At 58.7% G+C, this 14,068-nt stretch carries 19 protein-coding genes and 6 pseudogenes; 11 read left to right on the top strand and 14 right to left on the bottom strand.

Translation table 11 applies throughout. The annotated features are described in order from the left end of the window. A pseudogene (locus AC1ECN_RS31405) lies at positions 1-164 on the top strand (Crp/Fnr family transcriptional regulator); the annotation flags it as partial. Position 165: 1 nt separating this feature from the next. Here the strand turns inward: AC1ECN_RS31405 and AC1ECN_RS31400 are convergent. Beyond that, a complete protein-coding gene (locus tag AC1ECN_RS31400) occupies positions 166-405 on the bottom strand; it encodes a DUF6894 family protein (RefSeq protein WP_026170667.1) in 240 nt (79 codons plus the stop codon). 218 nt (positions 406-623) lie between these two features. Between AC1ECN_RS31400 and AC1ECN_RS31395 the strand changes: the two genes are divergently transcribed. Both AC1ECN_RS31395 and AC1ECN_RS31390 read left to right on the top strand, forming a co-directional pair. After that, on the top strand, positions 624-872 hold the full coding sequence (locus tag AC1ECN_RS31395) for a hypothetical protein (RefSeq protein ID WP_018069170.1): 249 nt from the start codon (positions 624-626) through the stop codon (positions 870-872). Between the two features lie 63 nt (positions 873-935). Next, positions 936-1,172, top strand: a complete 237-nt coding sequence (locus tag AC1ECN_RS31390; RefSeq protein ID WP_024323215.1) for a hypothetical protein — start codon at positions 936-938, stop codon at positions 1,170-1,172. 40 nt (positions 1,173-1,212) lie between these two features. Here the strand turns inward: AC1ECN_RS31390 and AC1ECN_RS31385 are convergent. Further along, positions 1,213-1,346, bottom strand: a pseudogene (locus tag AC1ECN_RS31385) (IS5/IS1182 family transposase); the annotation flags it as partial. A gap of 230 nt (positions 1,347-1,576) precedes the next feature. Here AC1ECN_RS31385 and AC1ECN_RS31380 point away from each other — a divergent pair. The 4 genes and pseudogenes from AC1ECN_RS31380 (at position 1,577) to AC1ECN_RS31365 (ending at position 4,641) form a co-directional block, all read left to right on the top strand. After that, positions 1,577-1,948, top strand: a complete 372-nt coding sequence (locus AC1ECN_RS31380) for a COG4315 family predicted lipoprotein (RefSeq protein WP_018069172.1) — start codon at positions 1,577-1,579, stop codon at positions 1,946-1,948. 298 nt (positions 1,949-2,246) lie between these two features. Continuing rightward, a pseudogene (locus AC1ECN_RS31375) lies at positions 2,247-2,435 on the top strand (transposase); the annotation flags it as partial. Positions 2,436-2,629: 194 nt separating this feature from the next. Beyond that, positions 2,630-2,974: an IS66 family insertion sequence element accessory protein TnpB gene (gene tnpB / locus AC1ECN_RS31370; protein WP_003592504.1), complete on the top strand. Its 345-nt coding sequence runs from the start codon at positions 2,630-2,632 to the stop codon at positions 2,972-2,974. Between the two features lie 74 nt (positions 2,975-3,048). Next, positions 3,049-4,641: an IS66-like element ISRle3 family transposase gene (locus tag AC1ECN_RS31365; RefSeq protein WP_477955103.1), complete on the top strand. Its 1,593-nt coding sequence runs from the start codon at positions 3,049-3,051 to the stop codon at positions 4,639-4,641. An 18-nt stretch (positions 4,642-4,659) separates the two neighbouring features. Here AC1ECN_RS31365 and AC1ECN_RS31360 read toward each other — a convergent pair. The 3 genes and pseudogenes from AC1ECN_RS31360 to AC1ECN_RS31350 all read right to left on the bottom strand — a co-directional run. Beyond that, a pseudogene (locus AC1ECN_RS31360) lies at positions 4,660-4,928 on the bottom strand (AI-2E family transporter); the annotation flags it as partial. A 251-nt stretch (positions 4,929-5,179) separates the two neighbouring features. Continuing rightward, positions 5,180-5,317 (bottom strand): annotated as a pseudogene (locus AC1ECN_RS31355) (transposase domain-containing protein); the annotation flags it as partial. 179 nt (positions 5,318-5,496) lie between these two features. Continuing rightward, on the bottom strand, positions 5,497-6,033 hold the full coding sequence (locus tag AC1ECN_RS31350; protein WP_018485093.1) for a SixA phosphatase family protein: 537 nt from the start codon (positions 6,031-6,033) through the stop codon (positions 5,497-5,499). Between the two features lie 275 nt (positions 6,034-6,308). On the opposite strand from AC1ECN_RS31350, the gene AC1ECN_RS31345 reads away from it, so the two are divergent. Both AC1ECN_RS31345 and AC1ECN_RS31340 read left to right on the top strand, forming a co-directional pair. After that, a complete protein-coding gene (locus AC1ECN_RS31345) occupies positions 6,309-6,662 on the top strand; it encodes a GNAT family N-acetyltransferase (RefSeq protein WP_075226015.1) in 354 nt (117 codons plus the stop codon). Then, positions 6,586-6,882, top strand: a pseudogene (locus AC1ECN_RS31340) (DDE-type integrase/transposase/recombinase); the annotation flags it as partial. The gene AC1ECN_RS31345 and the pseudogene AC1ECN_RS31340, both read left to right, overlap by 77 nt. A 3-nt stretch (positions 6,883-6,885) precedes the next feature. On the opposite strand, the gene AC1ECN_RS31335 reads toward AC1ECN_RS31340, so the two are convergent. Further along, positions 6,886-7,557, bottom strand: a complete 672-nt coding sequence (locus AC1ECN_RS31335) for a TetR/AcrR family transcriptional regulator (protein ID WP_245278450.1) — start codon at positions 7,555-7,557, stop codon at positions 6,886-6,888. A gap of 137 nt (positions 7,558-7,694) precedes the next feature. Between AC1ECN_RS31335 and AC1ECN_RS31330 the strand changes: the two genes are divergently transcribed. Then, on the top strand, positions 7,695-8,159 hold the full coding sequence (locus AC1ECN_RS31330) for an MAPEG family protein (RefSeq protein WP_020397368.1): 465 nt from the start codon (positions 7,695-7,697) through the stop codon (positions 8,157-8,159). Positions 8,160-8,586: 427 nt separating this feature from the next. On the opposite strand, the gene AC1ECN_RS31325 is transcribed toward AC1ECN_RS31330, so the two are convergent. The 6 genes from AC1ECN_RS31325 to AC1ECN_RS31300 form a co-directional block, all read right to left on the bottom strand. Then, complete coding sequence (locus AC1ECN_RS31325) at positions 8,587-10,173, bottom strand: hypothetical protein (protein ID WP_130672124.1); 1,587 nt, start codon at positions 10,171-10,173, stop codon at positions 8,587-8,589. A gap of 219 nt (positions 10,174-10,392) precedes the next feature. After that, on the bottom strand, positions 10,393-10,842 hold the full coding sequence (locus tag AC1ECN_RS31320) for a type II toxin-antitoxin system VapC family toxin (RefSeq protein WP_130672125.1): 450 nt from the start codon (positions 10,840-10,842) through the stop codon (positions 10,393-10,395). Next, positions 10,839-11,090: a type II toxin-antitoxin system Phd/YefM family antitoxin gene (locus AC1ECN_RS31315; protein ID WP_003546085.1), complete on the bottom strand. Its 252-nt coding sequence runs from the start codon at positions 11,088-11,090 to the stop codon at positions 10,839-10,841. The genes AC1ECN_RS31320 and AC1ECN_RS31315 overlap by 4 nt, the downstream gene beginning before the upstream one ends. A gap of 98 nt (positions 11,091-11,188) precedes the next feature. Further along, positions 11,189-11,797 (bottom strand): hypothetical protein, encoded by a 609-nt coding sequence (locus AC1ECN_RS31310; RefSeq protein ID WP_130654842.1) that lies wholly within the window; start codon positions 11,795-11,797, stop codon positions 11,189-11,191. A 130-nt stretch (positions 11,798-11,927) separates the two neighbouring features. Next, positions 11,928-12,950, bottom strand: coding sequence for a helix-turn-helix domain-containing protein (locus tag AC1ECN_RS31305; RefSeq protein WP_130672127.1), 1,023 nt, complete (start codon positions 12,948-12,950; stop codon positions 11,928-11,930). Positions 12,951-12,959: 9 nt separating this feature from the next. Then, positions 12,960-13,148: a hypothetical protein gene (locus tag AC1ECN_RS31300; RefSeq protein WP_130672128.1), complete on the bottom strand. Its 189-nt coding sequence runs from the start codon at positions 13,146-13,148 to the stop codon at positions 12,960-12,962. A 183-nt stretch (positions 13,149-13,331) separates the two neighbouring features. On the opposite strand from AC1ECN_RS31300, the gene AC1ECN_RS31295 reads away from it, so the two are divergent. Next, positions 13,332-13,571, top strand: coding sequence for a DUF982 domain-containing protein (locus tag AC1ECN_RS31295; protein WP_063476526.1), 240 nt, complete (start codon positions 13,332-13,334; stop codon positions 13,569-13,571). Between the two features lie 26 nt (positions 13,572-13,597). On the opposite strand, the gene AC1ECN_RS31290 is transcribed toward AC1ECN_RS31295, so the two are convergent. Together AC1ECN_RS31290 and AC1ECN_RS31285 are read right to left on the bottom strand one after the other, a co-directional pair. Then, a complete protein-coding gene (locus AC1ECN_RS31290) occupies positions 13,598-13,822 on the bottom strand; it encodes a hypothetical protein (protein WP_018069183.1) in 225 nt (74 codons plus the stop codon). Further along, positions 13,819-14,058 carry a hypothetical protein gene (locus tag AC1ECN_RS31285; protein WP_018069184.1) on the bottom strand — a complete coding sequence of 80 codons (240 nt, stop codon included), beginning with the start codon at positions 14,056-14,058 and terminating at the stop codon, positions 13,819-13,821. Before AC1ECN_RS31285 ends, AC1ECN_RS31290 begins: the two co-directional genes overlap by 4 nt. Positions 14,059-14,068 lie beyond the last annotated feature (10 nt).

Here is a 14,068-nt window from a genome sequence, read left to right as displayed (position 1 = left end):
CCAATGAACTACACGTGCTTGAGGGCGTCCACGCGATCCGATCGACCCGCGGAAATGTTAGAATTCTGGACAGGGAGAAGTTGATCGAAATCGCCGGTGGCTGCTATGGAGTGCCGGAGCGCGAATATGAAAAGGTGCTGGGTCTTCCGCACTGCGCCAGGTAGATTAGCCCACTCGCTTAACCGCTTCCGAAAAGGGCAATACGAGCAGGATATCGCCTGTTTCGTTTCTGATCTCGACGCTTCTTGACGCAATGTCATATCCAAGCAGCACGGCACTGCTCATCAATGCGCGAGCATCACGCACCGCTTCAATGCGAGCGGCATCCAAATCAGCAAGCTCGGTTCCTTCCCAGTCGTCGAGCGATCCTGCTTCAGACAGAATGTTGAAGTAGAAGCGTGGCATTCGAAATCCTTCAAAGCCCGGCCGGATAAGTCGTTTATTTTGCCGTTCCGCAGCGTTCAGATCAACAGCATTGGGCATGCTTTCGTCAACAGTGCCGATGCCCCTGCAGCCACTGTGCGCAATCGCACTGATGGTTGGCATCGAGAAATCATTGGATTAGGCTTAATGCGGGCTTCAACTCAAGACTAACCCGGAGCGGCGACGCGTAGGAGGATGATATGATCGATTTCAATCTCTCGCTCCAGACGAAAGACGTGAACGTGCTTTCGGAGGCTGTTCGGACCTGGTACCAGCACAATCACGTCACGCCGACGGAACGAGCAACGCAATTGCTCTGCAGCGCGGCTATGGATCTTTATAGCCAAGGGCACAGGACGCCGGAGGAACTGGCTACGCTGCTGATCACTAGGTTTGACAGTCCTTATTCGCTGAAGATCAACGCGACGACGTCCACTGCTCATCACTAGCGATATCGGTCTCATCGCTTGGCATGACCCTGGGCGCTCCTATCGGATTCTGGAGGCATCGAAATGCTTCAATCCCTCATTACATTGTCCGATCAAGACATCGAAGTCGTCATCACTGCGGTTCAGCAGTGGTGTACAAGGAACCACTGTGACATCGATAGCAACGAAGGCCACCGCGCCCTGACCCTTGCCATCGATCTCGTTCAGAACTCCGCCCGAGACACGCTCCTCCACAACATGACGGAGCGCCTCGGCCCCCGGGCCGGTCAGATGGACGCGGAAACCTCCGGCGCCAGCTGACGAGCAATGAGTGCCTCCATCTAGGGTCAGGACTCACTAATCAGAGCCAGAAGATGACGGCCGCTGCTATGCATATGCTTGAGAAAAAGGTGTGGGCGCAGCGTATCGAGTGTGAATACGACGCCAGTCTTTGAGTTTTCCGAACATGTTTTCGATCTTGTGACGTTGCTTGTAGAGCACAGCGCCTGTTGGGCTGCATGTTTGTCACCGGCTATCACGAGCAGGCTCAACGGCAAGACTTTGCCGCTAACAACCGTCATAGGCGCTTCGCGGACGTTATAACCATTGCTGGCCTGTCGTGTTCGTCCCCCCGTGGACGGAACTGCTTTCATAGTTGGGCGTTTTTGTCAGTTAGATCGGGTACTGCTGGCATTCCGCCGGCACTGCCGAATGGGAGAAAAATCATGAGAACGATATTGATCGCGATAGGTGCGTTAACTGCTTTAGCCGGGTCTGCTTTTGCGGCCGAGCCTGCCAAGACGGTGGACACGAAAATGGGCAAGGTCCTGGCTACTGAAAAGGGCATGGTCCTTTACACCTTCGACAAGGATACAAAAGGCAAATCCAACTGCGATAAGGATTGCCTGAAGAAGTGGCCGGCGTTCCACGCCGGAGCCAAGGCCAAGGCAGAAGGCGAATGGACTCTAGTCAAAGCTGCGGATGGCAAAGAGATGTGGGCCTACGAGGGCAAGCCGCTCTACACCTATGTCGAGGATAAGAAAGCCGGTGAAGCCAACGGCGATGGCGTTGGGGGAGTTTGGCACGCGGCCAAATAGCTGAACCGGCGACCGTTTGAACGGGCGGTCGTCGGATCGCCTTGAACCGCAAGACCGACCTCTGGAACTACATATCCCTTCTCTACGGCTTTCGCCGACAAACCCGGCCTCCGCCGAATGCTGCACCATTCCTTGCGACATCATCTACTAGATTCCAAATGCTGGTCAGAGGCAGGGATCGGGGACGCAGATTGTATGCGGTCTTTAGTTTGCGCGTAAGCGACAAGCTGACCCCATCTGGCGTCGGTAGGGTTGGCCGCTGTATTGCGGACAGACGATTCACAAACTGTGAGCTTCTATGTCTGCGCCTAGCTCTGGAACTAGAAACTTCCATATGATCGAGGCTGTTCCGGAACGGCTTGAGGGCGCCCCACGGCAAGTTCGGCGCCGTTGGTCCGATGATTTTAAAGCGCGGGCTGTGGCTGAGGCAATGGAGCCCGGCGCAAGCGTCTCGGCCATTGCGCATCGCATCGGCATCCATCCCTCGCAGCTATTTGGCTGGCGTCGTGATGCTCGTGACGGACAACGATCCTCCTCGCAAGATCGGGCTGGTCAGACAGGGACCAGGACGATTAGCACACGTGCGATGATCGAGCTTGTCATCGGCGACGTCGTTATCCGGGCCGACGCAGATATCGGCGAAGCACACCTGCAGCGGGTGATCCGAGCGGTGCGGTCGGCATGATCCCGTCCGGCGTGAAGGTCTTTCTTGCGAGCCATCCCATCGACTTCCGAAAGGGGCCGGACAGCTTGCTTTCGCTGGTACGGGATGCTGGCAGTGATCCGTTCAACGGTGCACTTTATGTCTTTCGGGCCAAGAGAGCAGACCGAGTCAAGATCGTGTGGTGGGATGGCTCCGGCGTTTGCCTCTATGCGAAGCGGCTGGAAAAAGCCCAGTTCTGCTGGCCCCGGATCGGCCATCATCGCGTCCAGCTCAATCATGCCCAGCTTCTGGCTTTGGTCGACGGAATGGACTGGAAGCGGGTTCGATCCACGCCGGTGAAGCCTCCCGAGATTGTTGGGTAAAACCGCTGCGGCGAAGTGAATCAGGTCCCTGAAAGCATGGGCGGAGCGCGGCAAAATATGCTCTGATCATACCCATGACGCGGCCCGAGATTGAGCTCCCGGATGATGTAGAGGCTCTCAAAGCCATGGTTCTTGCCATGGCCGCAAAAGCAGCCCGCGTCGAGGCTTTGGAGAAGCAGGTTGACGATCTAGAGGCCCGCAACGCGGACGCCGATGAGCGCATCGAGCGGCTGACGCAGATCCTGAAGGCTTTCGATCGCGCCCGATTTGGCCGACGCTCGGAAAGGCTTGCATCATCCACCGTCGATGACGAGCAGCATGCCTTTGTCTTCGAAGAGATCGAGACCGGCATTGCGACGATCAAGGCTCAGGTCACGAAAGGCCGCGGTAGCGCGGACAGCAAACGCGCTCCGCGGCCACGCAAGGGCTTTGCGCCTCATCTTGAGCGCGTCGAGGTCGTGATCGAACCGGAAGAGCTTCCAGAACATGCAGGTAAGACCAAAATCCTGATTGGAGAAGACGTCTCCGAGCGGTTGGATGTCGTGGCAGCGAAGTTCCGTGTCATCGTCACCCGCCGGCCGAAGTATGCCTTTAGGAACGAGGATGGTGTCGTCCAGGCGGCGGCTCCGGCACATATCATCGAAGGTGGCATTCCGACGGAAGCGCTTCTGGCCCAGATCGCCGTTTCCAAATATGCCGACGGGCTGCCACTCTATCGCCAGGAAGCCATCTACGCACGCGACAAGGTCGAACTCGACCGCAATCTGATGGCTCAATGGATGGGCAAGCTGGGGTTCGAGCTCAATATCCTCGCCGACTACATCCTCGATGAGATCAAGAAGGCCGAACGGATCTTTGCCGACGAAACGACCTTGCCCACACTTGCTCCTGGTTCCGGATCAGCGAAGACGGCATGGCTATGGGCGTATGCCAGGGATGACCGGACTTTTGGGGGCAGCGGTCCACCGATGGTAGCCTATCGCTTCGAGGACAGTCGAGCCACCGAGTGTGTCGCACGACACCTGAGCGGCTATCGTGGAATCCTGCAGGTCGATGGATATGCCGCTTATAACAAGCTCGTCCGGAAAGATGGAGGCAATGACAGCGCCATCCTGGCCGGCTGTTGGTCGCACAGCCGGAGAAAGTTCTACGAGTTGCATGTCGCAAAGAGCTCGAAAATCGCTACCGACACCGTCGAGCGTATGGCGAGGTTATGGGAGATCGAGGAGCGTGTGCGCGGCCAAAGCCCTGAAGCTCGTGTCGCTGCACGCCAGGAGATCTCCGCAGCGACCGTCCGTGACCTCTTCACTCTCTGGCAGGCGACCCTGCCGCGGGTCTCTGGAAAATCCAAACTCGCCGAAGCTCTGCGGTATGCCATCTCGCGTCGAGACATCTTCGAGCGCTTCCTGACCGACGGCCGCATCGAACTCGACTCCAACATAGTCGAGCGAGCAATCAGACCCCAAGCGATCACGAGAAAAAATAGTCTATTCGCTGGAAGCGACGGTGGTGGCCGGACTTGGGCGACCATCGCGACGCTCCTGCAAACGGCAAAGATGAATGCCGTCGATCGGCAAGCTTGGTTGACCCAGACGCTTGAGCGCCTGGCGAATGGATGGCCCAGCAGTGAAATCGACGCGCTCATGCCATGGAACTACGCCGCCTGAACGGCCCCGGCTTGTCGCTTACGTTTGCGCTGCAGCCCACTCGAGAAAAAGGTTGTAGGCAACCGCCAACAAGGTCGGCCCGAGAAAAAGCCCAATCAGGCCGAACGCCAAGACACTGCCAATAAGTCCGAACAGGCCGAGCAGCACAGGCTGCTGTTTTGGTTAAGCAGATACGGTCGAAGGAAATTGTCAATGCTGCTGACGGGAAGCAAGCCCCAGATCGCGATGAAGATGCCCCATCCTACTGATCCTTGCAGGAGCAACCAACGGGCAACCGGTCCCCACAGTTGATGCCAGATTAATAGGTCCTGACCCTAGATGAATATCGGCTCCGGGTCCGGGTCGAATCTCTTCGATGACATCCGGCGCGGCTTACCGACGCCAATGCCGGGGGCCACATTGTCATCAAATCTGACGGAAATTGCGTCATAAGATCATGCAGGGCGGGACATCATTGAGCCAACGCGTAGCAATCGCAACGCGCACTTCGCGTCAGAAACGGACAATCCCATATGTCGATGTATCGTAAGCGCTGTTTTCAGGCCACGGCTTTGAGTTCGTGCATTGCGGCATAGGCCCAAGGCAGCAGGTCATCGATCTGGCTATTTCGATGCCCGTTGACGATCTTGGTGATGACGTCTGAGAGATAGGCCAGTGGCTCGACATCGTTGAGCTTGGGCAACGTCGTTGAAAAAGAGGGTGTTGGCCATTTTCGGCTTCATTGACGAGAACGACTTCTCCGACCAATTCGGTGTTGTGGAACCATTCTGCCGTAAACGGCCGGTTCGGACCGGCGTGGGGCAGAATCAGGGCCGTGCACCATGTCCACCAAATTCAACCTGGAAAGTGCCCTTATTATCCCAAGGATCGCGGGGTTACGAACCGTTCGAGATAACCGGTGCCGGCCGCAATCTCGCCCCATCCGTCAAGATCGAGGTCGATGACGCCGAGTCCCGCCGTCGGGAACTTCTCCTGCATGCGTCCCACGGCATCGGCATCACCGTCCGCCACGATAAGCGAGGCTGCATTCTCCATGCCGGGATTGTGGCCGACGATGAGCAGCGTGCGGATGCCAGGTTCGACGGCCCGGATCACATCCAGGATGCGCTCGGCCGACACCTCATAGATATCCGCCGCCTCGCGTTCGGAGACCTTTTTCGAAAGGGCCCCGCGGACGAGCTTCCAGGTTTCCTTCGCCCGGCGGGCCGGCGAGACGAGGGCGAGATCGGGGATCAGCTTTTCACGCACCATATAGGTGCCGATGACGCGTGCTGCCTTGCGCCCGCGATCCGCCAATGGCCGTTCACGGTCGGCCACACCGTCAGGCCAGGCGGATTTGGCGTGGCGCAGAAGGATGAGGCGGTGTTTCGGCAGCATGGGGTTCAGCGTCATTTTATCGCGAGGCCGAATGTCGTCGGCTAGAGCTTCGTTTCGTGTTGACTCCTGGAGCAGGAACTGCCTCCGATACAGCTCGCAAACTAGGCTGGTGCCACTGGCAGGTCCAGTTGTTTCGTCCTACATTTGCGAAACTTGAACATTCCGCGGATTTCGGCGTTGCGATGGTCAATCTTTCTGATGCAGGACTGCCGTGCGGCCCACCATGAAATAGGCGCTCCCGTTTGCACGGCCGAGGGTTGCTGCGCTCCTCGAGATCCGGAGAAGCTCCAATGATCGAGATCGAACCGGTCCGCGGAACCGACCCCGCCCTCAAGGCCTTGCTAGATGGCGCAGGCCTGCCCACCGACGATCTTCAAGGGGTCGGGCGGATATTCTTCATTGCCGCCGAGAACGGATCGGTCTGCGGTTCCGGCGGTTTTGAACCGGCGGGCCGCGATATCCTGCTCCGGTCGATTGCCGTGGCCCCAGGCCACCAAGGTCGGGGCATCGGCAAGAAGATCGCGTTGGACGTCCTTGAACGGGCTCGCCGATTCGGTGCGAATCTATCGCCTTTACAAGGAGATGGACCTCCAGCTCCGCAACAAGGTTCCCAAGCGACGGGTCAAAGCGAAGCTGCGGGCTGACCGCACGGAACCGACCCATTCAAACCATATCTGGGCCATGGATTTCGTTCACGACCAGTTGGCTACCGGCCGCAAGATCAGGGTTTTGACAGTCGTCGATACCTTCTCTCGCTTCTCGCCGGCAGTCGACGCTCGCTTCAGCTATAAAGGCGAAGACGTGGTACAGACGCTTGAGCGGGTATGCCGGCAGGTCGGGTATCCAGCATCGATCCGTGTCGATGTATCAGCTGCGGTCGACGGCTGCGAATAGTTGAGTGAAGCCGTCGATCAGCCGTTCGTCACTGTAGATCAACGGATCACCCTGCGCTTCGACCATTCCCTTCATCGTGAGCAGACCAAGCGCAGAGAGATAGGCAAGGAAGGCGAGCAGCCTCGGTTCGATTTTCCCGCCGCCGGTTTGCCTTTTTTCGATCAGCGCAGCCGCTCCGCCGAAGATCATCGCGTTGAGAGGGCGGATGCGGGCGAACTGATCGGGCGACCATTGAACGCCTGCCGACCCCGCAACCTGGCCGAACATGAAGGCAAGACGGAAGTCGTCCATTTTCGGAGCGTAGGCATGGACCGTTTCACGCATGATCGCACCGAGCGCCTCGCCTCCGGTCTCAGCAGTCGCGACCGCGGATTGCACCGCCTGTGCATGGCCTTCGAGTGTGCTGAACACAAGTTCAAAGACAAGAGCGTCCTTGGAGCTGAAATAGTAGTACAGCCCCGTCTTCGAGATGCCCGCCTCGCTGGCGACGGCTTCCAGCGTCATCGCCGCAACACCACTCTTCAGCAGCACTTTTCGTGCTGCATCGAGGATTTCCTCGCGCGATCTCTCACGACGGCGTTGCTGGCGAGCCAACCGGCTGGCAGCTTTGTCTTCGACGGTACGACTCTGTTTACTGCTTGGCACAAGTTACTCCGAYCGAGGTGATCTGTAAGATATACCAGCGGCAAATAGATTCGTCCATATATTGACTTTTAAGACCGTCGGTCTAAAAAGAATACTGAAAGTCAATTTCCTTGCCAAACGGGATGGGGTATTTTCACATGGATCATTTGAGCCTGACCAATCCTGTCTTCGCGGCATATGCCATCGCGGCCGCATTGATGGTTCTGAAGGGCGTCGCGATGTCGTGGCTGACTGTCATCCGCATGACCGCTGAAAATGGCGGTTTCCGAAATCCCGAGGATATGAAAAAGACGATGGCCAATCCACGGCCGCATGACAGCCAGTTGGCTCCCAACGAGCGCGTTGATCGTATCCGCCGCATTCAGCTCAACGATCTCGAAAACCTACCCTATTTCCTTGTGGCGGGACTTCTATACGTGACGACAGCACCTTCACTGCTGCTCGCGCAATTCCTTTTTTATGGCTATGTCGTGACGCGCCTGCTGCACTTCATCGCCTACTATACCGCCCAGATTCATGACATTCGCGCAGCACTGTGGACACCCGGCTCACTCATAATCATCTTCATGGCGGGCAGCACGTTCGTGAGCGCCGTTTGGTAAGCTGGTCTTTTCGGCAATGGCGATCACGATGGCAGTGAGAGTGGCGGTCAGGTAGGGGCGTCTTCTAGAGCCTTTCCGGGTTAGATTGAAGCATTCTGCCGGAGCAGGTTTTCGTCAGGGCAAAGGCGATTGGCGATGGGCATACCCCAAGGTACGTCCGAGCCGATCGCCTTTGATCCTGGCGGAAAGATGCCCGGCCCTTCGGGTTGGCTGAAACGGGCCGGCTGATCGACCGGCCGGCTTGGCCGTAGAGCTGGGCTACGACGCGCGCCGGCCGGTCGATCATCCGACTCCGTTTGAGCCAACAGAATGCTGCAATCTAACCCGGAAAGGCTCTAGGAGCGTGGTAGTGTTCGGCACCGATCATCCCGACCGGAACACCGGAAGAAGCCGCAGCCGATGGAACGTGCGGCGCCGTGCTGCGATCTCAGCCGCCGACTGTGATTTCACCATCCGCAACACGTTTGACAAATATCTTCAAACCGTCATGCCTGAGTTTCTTCCAGCCGCCGTCGGAAACCATTGATTTAGCCAGATCGGCAAACCCCGTGGTGAGGTAGGGAACCTGCGATGCCGGTCGTTTGCCGAGCGCTTGAATCAAGCAGTCAGTTCTTGGCGGCGACGAGAACGTGTTTCCTGAACGTTGCATGCCGATCTCCACATGATCTGTGCCGTCTGGAAATCTGATCGTCCCATAGCCGCACTTGGCCGCCGCATTCACTTCGGCCTTGGAGAGCTTGTCTTGCAGAACAAATGACAGCTGGCTGAAACTGTTGTCGGTGTAGTCGAACTGCCCCAGTATGATGAAGTCCAGTTCGTTCTGCCCCTTCTTGGCGCCTTTGATCTTGCCAAAGAAGTCGGAATTCACCTTGGTGTCTTTGCCTGTCGTCAGGGCGAGCATTTCGCCCAGCTTGATATAGGTCCTCGGTTTTGACGAAACGTTTTCGGCACCAGCCGCGGCGTTGCCCGAAGGCAGACTTGCGGTCTCCGGTTTGGCATAGGCGTCAGCGAAGGCTTGCAGTGTCGTGAGGTTGAGCGCTTGGGGAAGCGAACCGCTCTCGAACTTGCGGCAGGAGAGCGCGGCTTGCCGTGTTGCCTTGTCAGGCTTGCCCTCGACATTCCCCGGCTTGCAGCCCAAATGAGCCAGTTGCTGCTGCAACCTCTTGAGCAAAACTGCTTGTTCGGCGGAATAGTCGCTGACACTGCGGGTCACACTGACATTGCGGACATCGATGCCGATACCATCCGGCTGCACCACGTCAAACTGGGACGTATGATGGTCATAGTTCTTCCATTCATTGCCCCAACCCATCATCACCGGGCCGAGAATGAAGTTGAATGATTTTGGGTCGCGGTTTGATTGCGGCTCGCACTCGTTCGATTCCCAGCAATGCGGGGCCTGGTTGGTTGCTTCGCCTTCGGCGGCATAGATCACCTTGTTGTCGCAGCTTGCCGTAACCCATCCGCTCTCATCGTTTGCCCATCGGATTTTCAGCGAGAATCTCGCCCATTTGCCGAAATCTCCGGGTTTTTGGCACTGGCGGGCGAGAAAGTTCACGCCGTTGCGCGTGTCGGCTTTCAGCATGTAGATGAAATTGTGGATTGCCGGTCCTTCCCAGGACGCGAGACGCAAATGGCTGTCCCAGCCATCGGGATAAAAGCCATTTGCGGAGTTGTTTTGCCAGCCCTTGTAGGCAAAAGTCGGATCGAGCCGGAAATCAAACTTGTATTCGACGCTTTCGCCAACCCTCATGTCTCGCGTATAGCGAATCGTTGAGCGGACGTTGCCATTGCGACAATCATTTTCGCCGCGTCCATCTCCATAGTCGACATTGGAACACTGACGGTCGAATATCTCAAACCGGGTCACGCCGTCCTTGACCTCCGGTCTGACCGATCCGTTGAACTTGTGGCGCTCAAAACCTTTGGGGAGCGGATCGGCAGTCGCACCTGCGTGGGTCGCAAACACCATAAGCGCGCCAACCGCCAGTCCAACTATGGGATTTTTCAGCATAGCTCCCCCTCCAAATTGGACGCCAACCATATCACGATCTCTTTTGGAGGGTCGGGTTTAGATCAGGTTCAGATCGGTGCGTGAGGCGCTGCGCCGTGAGCAGGAGCTGCGGTCAAAGCTGCCAAGCTGCTTGTGCTTCCGAGTAGGCGCGACGGGCGTTTATAACGGCAGCCAGGGCGAGCGACATCAAGGGCGGCTCGTCATCGGCGATGCTTCGGATCATTCCGACCGGAACGCGGCGGGAAGATCAACAGCGACATCAAGCGGCTGGAAATGCCGCAGGTTTTCCGTAATGACGGTAAGGTCGTAGGCGCGCGCGGTCGCCGCGATGATGAGATCGCCAAGGCCGGGATGACGGCCCTGGCTTTCGGCTTCATCTTCCAGGGCGCCGACGATCCGCGCGACAACGGTATCCATCGGCAATATCCGATCGCCGAAACTCTCGGTGACGAAGTCCAGCCATGCCGAAAGGCGCTTTGCCCGCTCGATCCCGCCGCGGCGGTGAAGGTTCCGCATTCCCTTCTCGATCTCCGCGACCGATAGAGCCGAAAGAAAGAGAGCATCGGCTTCGCCCTGCTCATGAAACCATGCTCGCACCGGATCGGACGGCGCCACCTTGCCCGGCGCGAGCTTCGAAATGATGTTCGTGTCGAGAAGATAGGCGGTCACAGATCAATATCGCGCATTTTCGATGGATTCCGCTCCAGCTCGACCCCGCCGGGGAAGGTCAACAGGAAATCCCCGAAATTCGGCCGTGGTTTCTTCAAAGCCCTTTTCGCGGCCTCGGCAGCTTCGACGGACACAAGCACGGCAGCGGGCTTTCCGTGCCGCGTGATCGTCACGAATTCCCCGTTGGCCGCTTCATCGACCAGACCGGCGAAACCGGCCTTTGCCTCTGCCACGCTGATCGTTGACATTGCGGCCTCCTGTCTTAAATGACCATATATGGTCAAAGTAGATATTGACGCTGACGGAATCAAGAGGGGGAATTTTCCAAGGGCGCAGCGGCGGCGGCTTAAGGAAACGCATTCGGCAGATAATTGTCCAGAATATAGAAGTGTTCGCCGATCTTTCTGACGCTGACGTACTCGTCCGGACCGGGATCGAGATCCACGCATTCCTTCTTTTCCGAGCATGATGTCTGGACACGCTGTTGCCAGGCCGTGGATTGCTCGCCCCTGGGCAAGGCGACTTCATCACTCTCGTCGTAGACGAGCGTCGAGTAGGTTTTCTCGAGGAACGTATCGTCCCAGACAAATGTCCTGAATCGTTGCTCTCCGCCCGGCAGATCGGTTCGTTCGATCTCTGCCAGGTACGTTTGCTTGGTCAGCGCAAATCGAACGCTGTCGGACGTTATGCCGACAGCAGCGAGGATACGGAGCAGGACCAGCAACAGAAGGGGTGCGATGAGGAGAGAGACGAGACGCCGCCAGCGTCGCCGCGCCAGATTGATGCAGAGGGAGCCTGCGACGGCGATCAGGGTCAGTACCCATATGATAAGGCTGATCGTCCACCAATCCCATTGGGGATGAAGCCAATATAGCCAATCTTGCGCCAGGAATGGCAACAGCCAGAGGGCATATGTCCACGTAAACTTGTCGCTACGTTTTTCTGGCTCTGGCACGTTTTAGCCACCGGCAAATTTCATTGATTCTCTGATCAACAATAACACGCAAGATAGGCGCCTCAACCGGAGCGAGTCCTGCCGTGTTTCGCGCGAGGTGCCGCGTCATGATCATTGGTCGCGGTCGAGGCTATTGGCTCGGAGCCCCGGCGCTCAACAGCACCCGCACCAATGCCGCCTGGCTGCGGACGCCGGTTTTGTCGAAGATGCGCTGTAGCTGGGTGCGCAACGTGTTGACACTGACCCCGAGCAGATCGGCGGCGGCGGCGAGGTCATGGCCATCGACGATCAGCCGAGCAAGCCGGGTCTGCGCCGGCGAGAGGCCGAAAACCTCCCGCGCGCTGGCGATCCGGCGCACCAGCGTCTCGGCGTCGTCGAAGGAGACCAGCGCCTTGCCGTCCTCGAGCAGGACCCAGCAGTAGAGCGGAATCCCCGCCGCGTCTTCGCCGAGCGCCACCGCCCAGGCCTGCTTCGGCGCGATGTTCAGCGGTCTCTGGCTCTGCAGCTCGCGGAAGGCCAGGCGCACCGCCTCGCGCAGCGCAGGGTCGCGTTCGCGCTGCCGGGCACGCAGGCGGCCGGCAGCGGCGACGAGCCCGGGATGGCCAGGCATCCGCTCCCGCGCCAGCCGGTTGGTCCAGAGGATCCTTGCATCCGCGTCGACCTCGATCAGTGGGCAGTTCGCCTCCTCGACGCTGCTCTCCATCATCACCATGCAGCCGATCTTCCAGGCGCCGTCGATCCGGTGGAGGATCCGGAGCTGGCGCTTGCGATCTTCGCCGGTGTCGCTGCCGATCTGATCGAAGGTCATCCAGGCCATGTTGCCGTCGACGACGATGTTGACCTTTTCCCAGCGGACGCGCTCCGAAAAGGCGTGTTTCTCCGGGAATCGCTCGACGATCTTCTTGATCCGCGCGGCGATCGGCTCCCAGCCTTCGTCCACCCGGACGCCGAGCGAGATGAAAGATTCCATCCGCCGGGTCTGCGGCGATTGCACCCAGTGGCTCGCCAGCGCCTCGAAATCCCGCTGCAGCCAGGCCTCGGTTTCGGCGCGGATCACTGCCATGATCGCCGCCCGGTCAGCCTCGCTGTCGTCCATCGCGCGGTCCCCCATGACAACGGATCGCAGCATAGCATGATCGGTCTGTCGGAGCATGGCGGCACCTCATGCCTTGATGACGCCGGCCAGAAACAGCGTCAGACCGGCGGTCGCGGCAGTCAGCCCGAGCAGCCGAAGCCTCAGGCGCGGCAGGGTGATCTGATTTCGGTAGTATCGGTCCTCGGCCGCGGCGCCCATCTGCGTCGGGCGACGGCGGTTTGGCATGTGCGCGGCGACGAGACTCTGAAGGTCCATTGTGTTGCCTCCCGGTTCGGGCTTCATCTGCCGCATTCTCGCACGCATCCGAGCCGTGCTCTGTCATGCAGACGGAGGACATCGGGCTCGGCGCCCGGCTGGCGAACAAAGAATCATCTCGACCGGAACGAGTCCCGCGGTGATTCGTTGAGTCGCGTATTTCCAGCGTGAGGGGGATGCATCATGAGCAAACGACGAAGGTTCAAGCCGGTGAAGATCACCATCAATGGCAAGGTGAGGACGGTCTATAATGTCGTTCAGGCCGGCAACACTTTGCTGAACGACTGGCCCGAGCAGACGCCGGCGGCGAAGGCGGCCGAACGGCTTGTGCTTGATGTGTTCAACGATGCCGCCGGGCCCGAGCAGGTGCGGCGGGCATTCATCACTGCGGCGAAGGCCAGCGACATCAAGTTCAGCTCCTGAGCGGCGGTGTTGGCAAAAGCCCTGGCTCACTTCCATGACACCTGTTCCTGGTTTCGCAGATCCCGGGTTTTGAACTGCGTCTCCATCCAGGCGGCCGTAACGATGGCCGCGAGGAAGCCGAAGGCGAGGCAGGCGATTGCCTGGGTCCGCCATGAGACGAAGGTGACCGGCGCCGGGGTGGTGGGCTTTTCAGCGCATTCGCCGGGCGGGCAGGCGCAGCCGGAAAAGACCTTGATCAGGCAATCGCTCATGATGGGCTGCCTTTCACCGTGTCGATGGCGGCGAGGATCTTCCGGTGAAGCGGGCAGCCGTGATCGTCGCTGCCATCGAAAAAGCGTTCGGCCTCCACCAGTGCCGTCAGGAGATCGGGTGCCCCGGCCGTGAAGCGGGCCTTGGCGCGGGTCGTCTTTTCGACTGCTCCGGCCTGCGGGGCAGGAAGGGAAAGGCTCTCGGTCGATGGCTCTGATGCGGGGTTGGCGGCAGACATCTCCGTTTCC

The sequence above is a fragment of the Rhizobium sp. 01N447_2 genome (assembly GCF_056399245.1).
Note: the sequence above shows the minus strand (reverse complement) of the source record. Positions and strands in the feature narration are given on the sequence as shown.

Bases quoted from the DNA above. Each gene is read 5' to 3' on its own strand.
- AC1ECN_RS31390 (WP_024323215.1), top strand. From the start codon at position 936: ATGCTTCAATCCCTCATTACATTGTCCGATCAAGACATCGAAGTCGTC.
- tnpB (WP_003592504.1), top strand. From the start codon at position 2,630: ATGATCCCGTCCGGCGTGAAGGTCTTTCTTGCGAGCCATCCCATCGAC.
- AC1ECN_RS31285 (WP_018069184.1), bottom strand. From the start codon at position 14,058: ATGTCTGCCGCCAACCCCGCATCAGAGCCATCGACCGAGAGCCTTTCC.
- AC1ECN_RS31290 (WP_018069183.1), bottom strand. From the start codon at position 13,822: ATGAGCGATTGCCTGATCAAGGTCTTTTCCGGCTGCGCCTGCCCGCCC.
- AC1ECN_RS31330 (WP_020397368.1), top strand. From the start codon at position 7,695: ATGGATCATTTGAGCCTGACCAATCCTGTCTTCGCGGCATATGCCATC.
- AC1ECN_RS31350 (WP_018485093.1), bottom strand. From the start codon at position 6,033: ATGACGCTGAACCCCATGCTGCCGAAACACCGCCTCATCCTTCTGCGC.
- AC1ECN_RS31325 (WP_130672124.1), bottom strand. From the start codon at position 10,173: ATGCTGAAAAATCCCATAGTTGGACTGGCGGTTGGCGCGCTTATGGTG.
- AC1ECN_RS31315 (WP_003546085.1), bottom strand. From the start codon at position 11,090: ATGTCAACGATCAGCGTGGCAGAGGCAAAGGCCGGTTTCGCCGGTCTG.
- AC1ECN_RS31400 (WP_026170667.1), bottom strand. From the start codon at position 405: ATGCCACGCTTCTACTTCAACATTCTGTCTGAAGCAGGATCGCTCGAC.
- AC1ECN_RS31395 (WP_018069170.1), top strand. From the start codon at position 624: ATGATCGATTTCAATCTCTCGCTCCAGACGAAAGACGTGAACGTGCTT.
- AC1ECN_RS31380 (WP_018069172.1), top strand. From the start codon at position 1,577: ATGAGAACGATATTGATCGCGATAGGTGCGTTAACTGCTTTAGCCGGG.
- AC1ECN_RS31365 (WP_477955103.1), top strand. From the start codon at position 3,049: ATGACGCGGCCCGAGATTGAGCTCCCGGATGATGTAGAGGCTCTCAAA.
- AC1ECN_RS31295 (WP_063476526.1), top strand. From the start codon at position 13,332: ATGAGCAAACGACGAAGGTTCAAGCCGGTGAAGATCACCATCAATGGC.
- AC1ECN_RS31300 (WP_130672128.1), bottom strand. From the start codon at position 13,148: ATGGACCTTCAGAGTCTCGTCGCCGCGCACATGCCAAACCGCCGTCGC.
- AC1ECN_RS31345 (WP_075226015.1), top strand. From the start codon at position 6,309: ATGATCGAGATCGAACCGGTCCGCGGAACCGACCCCGCCCTCAAGGCC.
- AC1ECN_RS31305 (WP_130672127.1), bottom strand. From the start codon at position 12,950: ATGCTCCGACAGACCGATCATGCTATGCTGCGATCCGTTGTCATGGGG.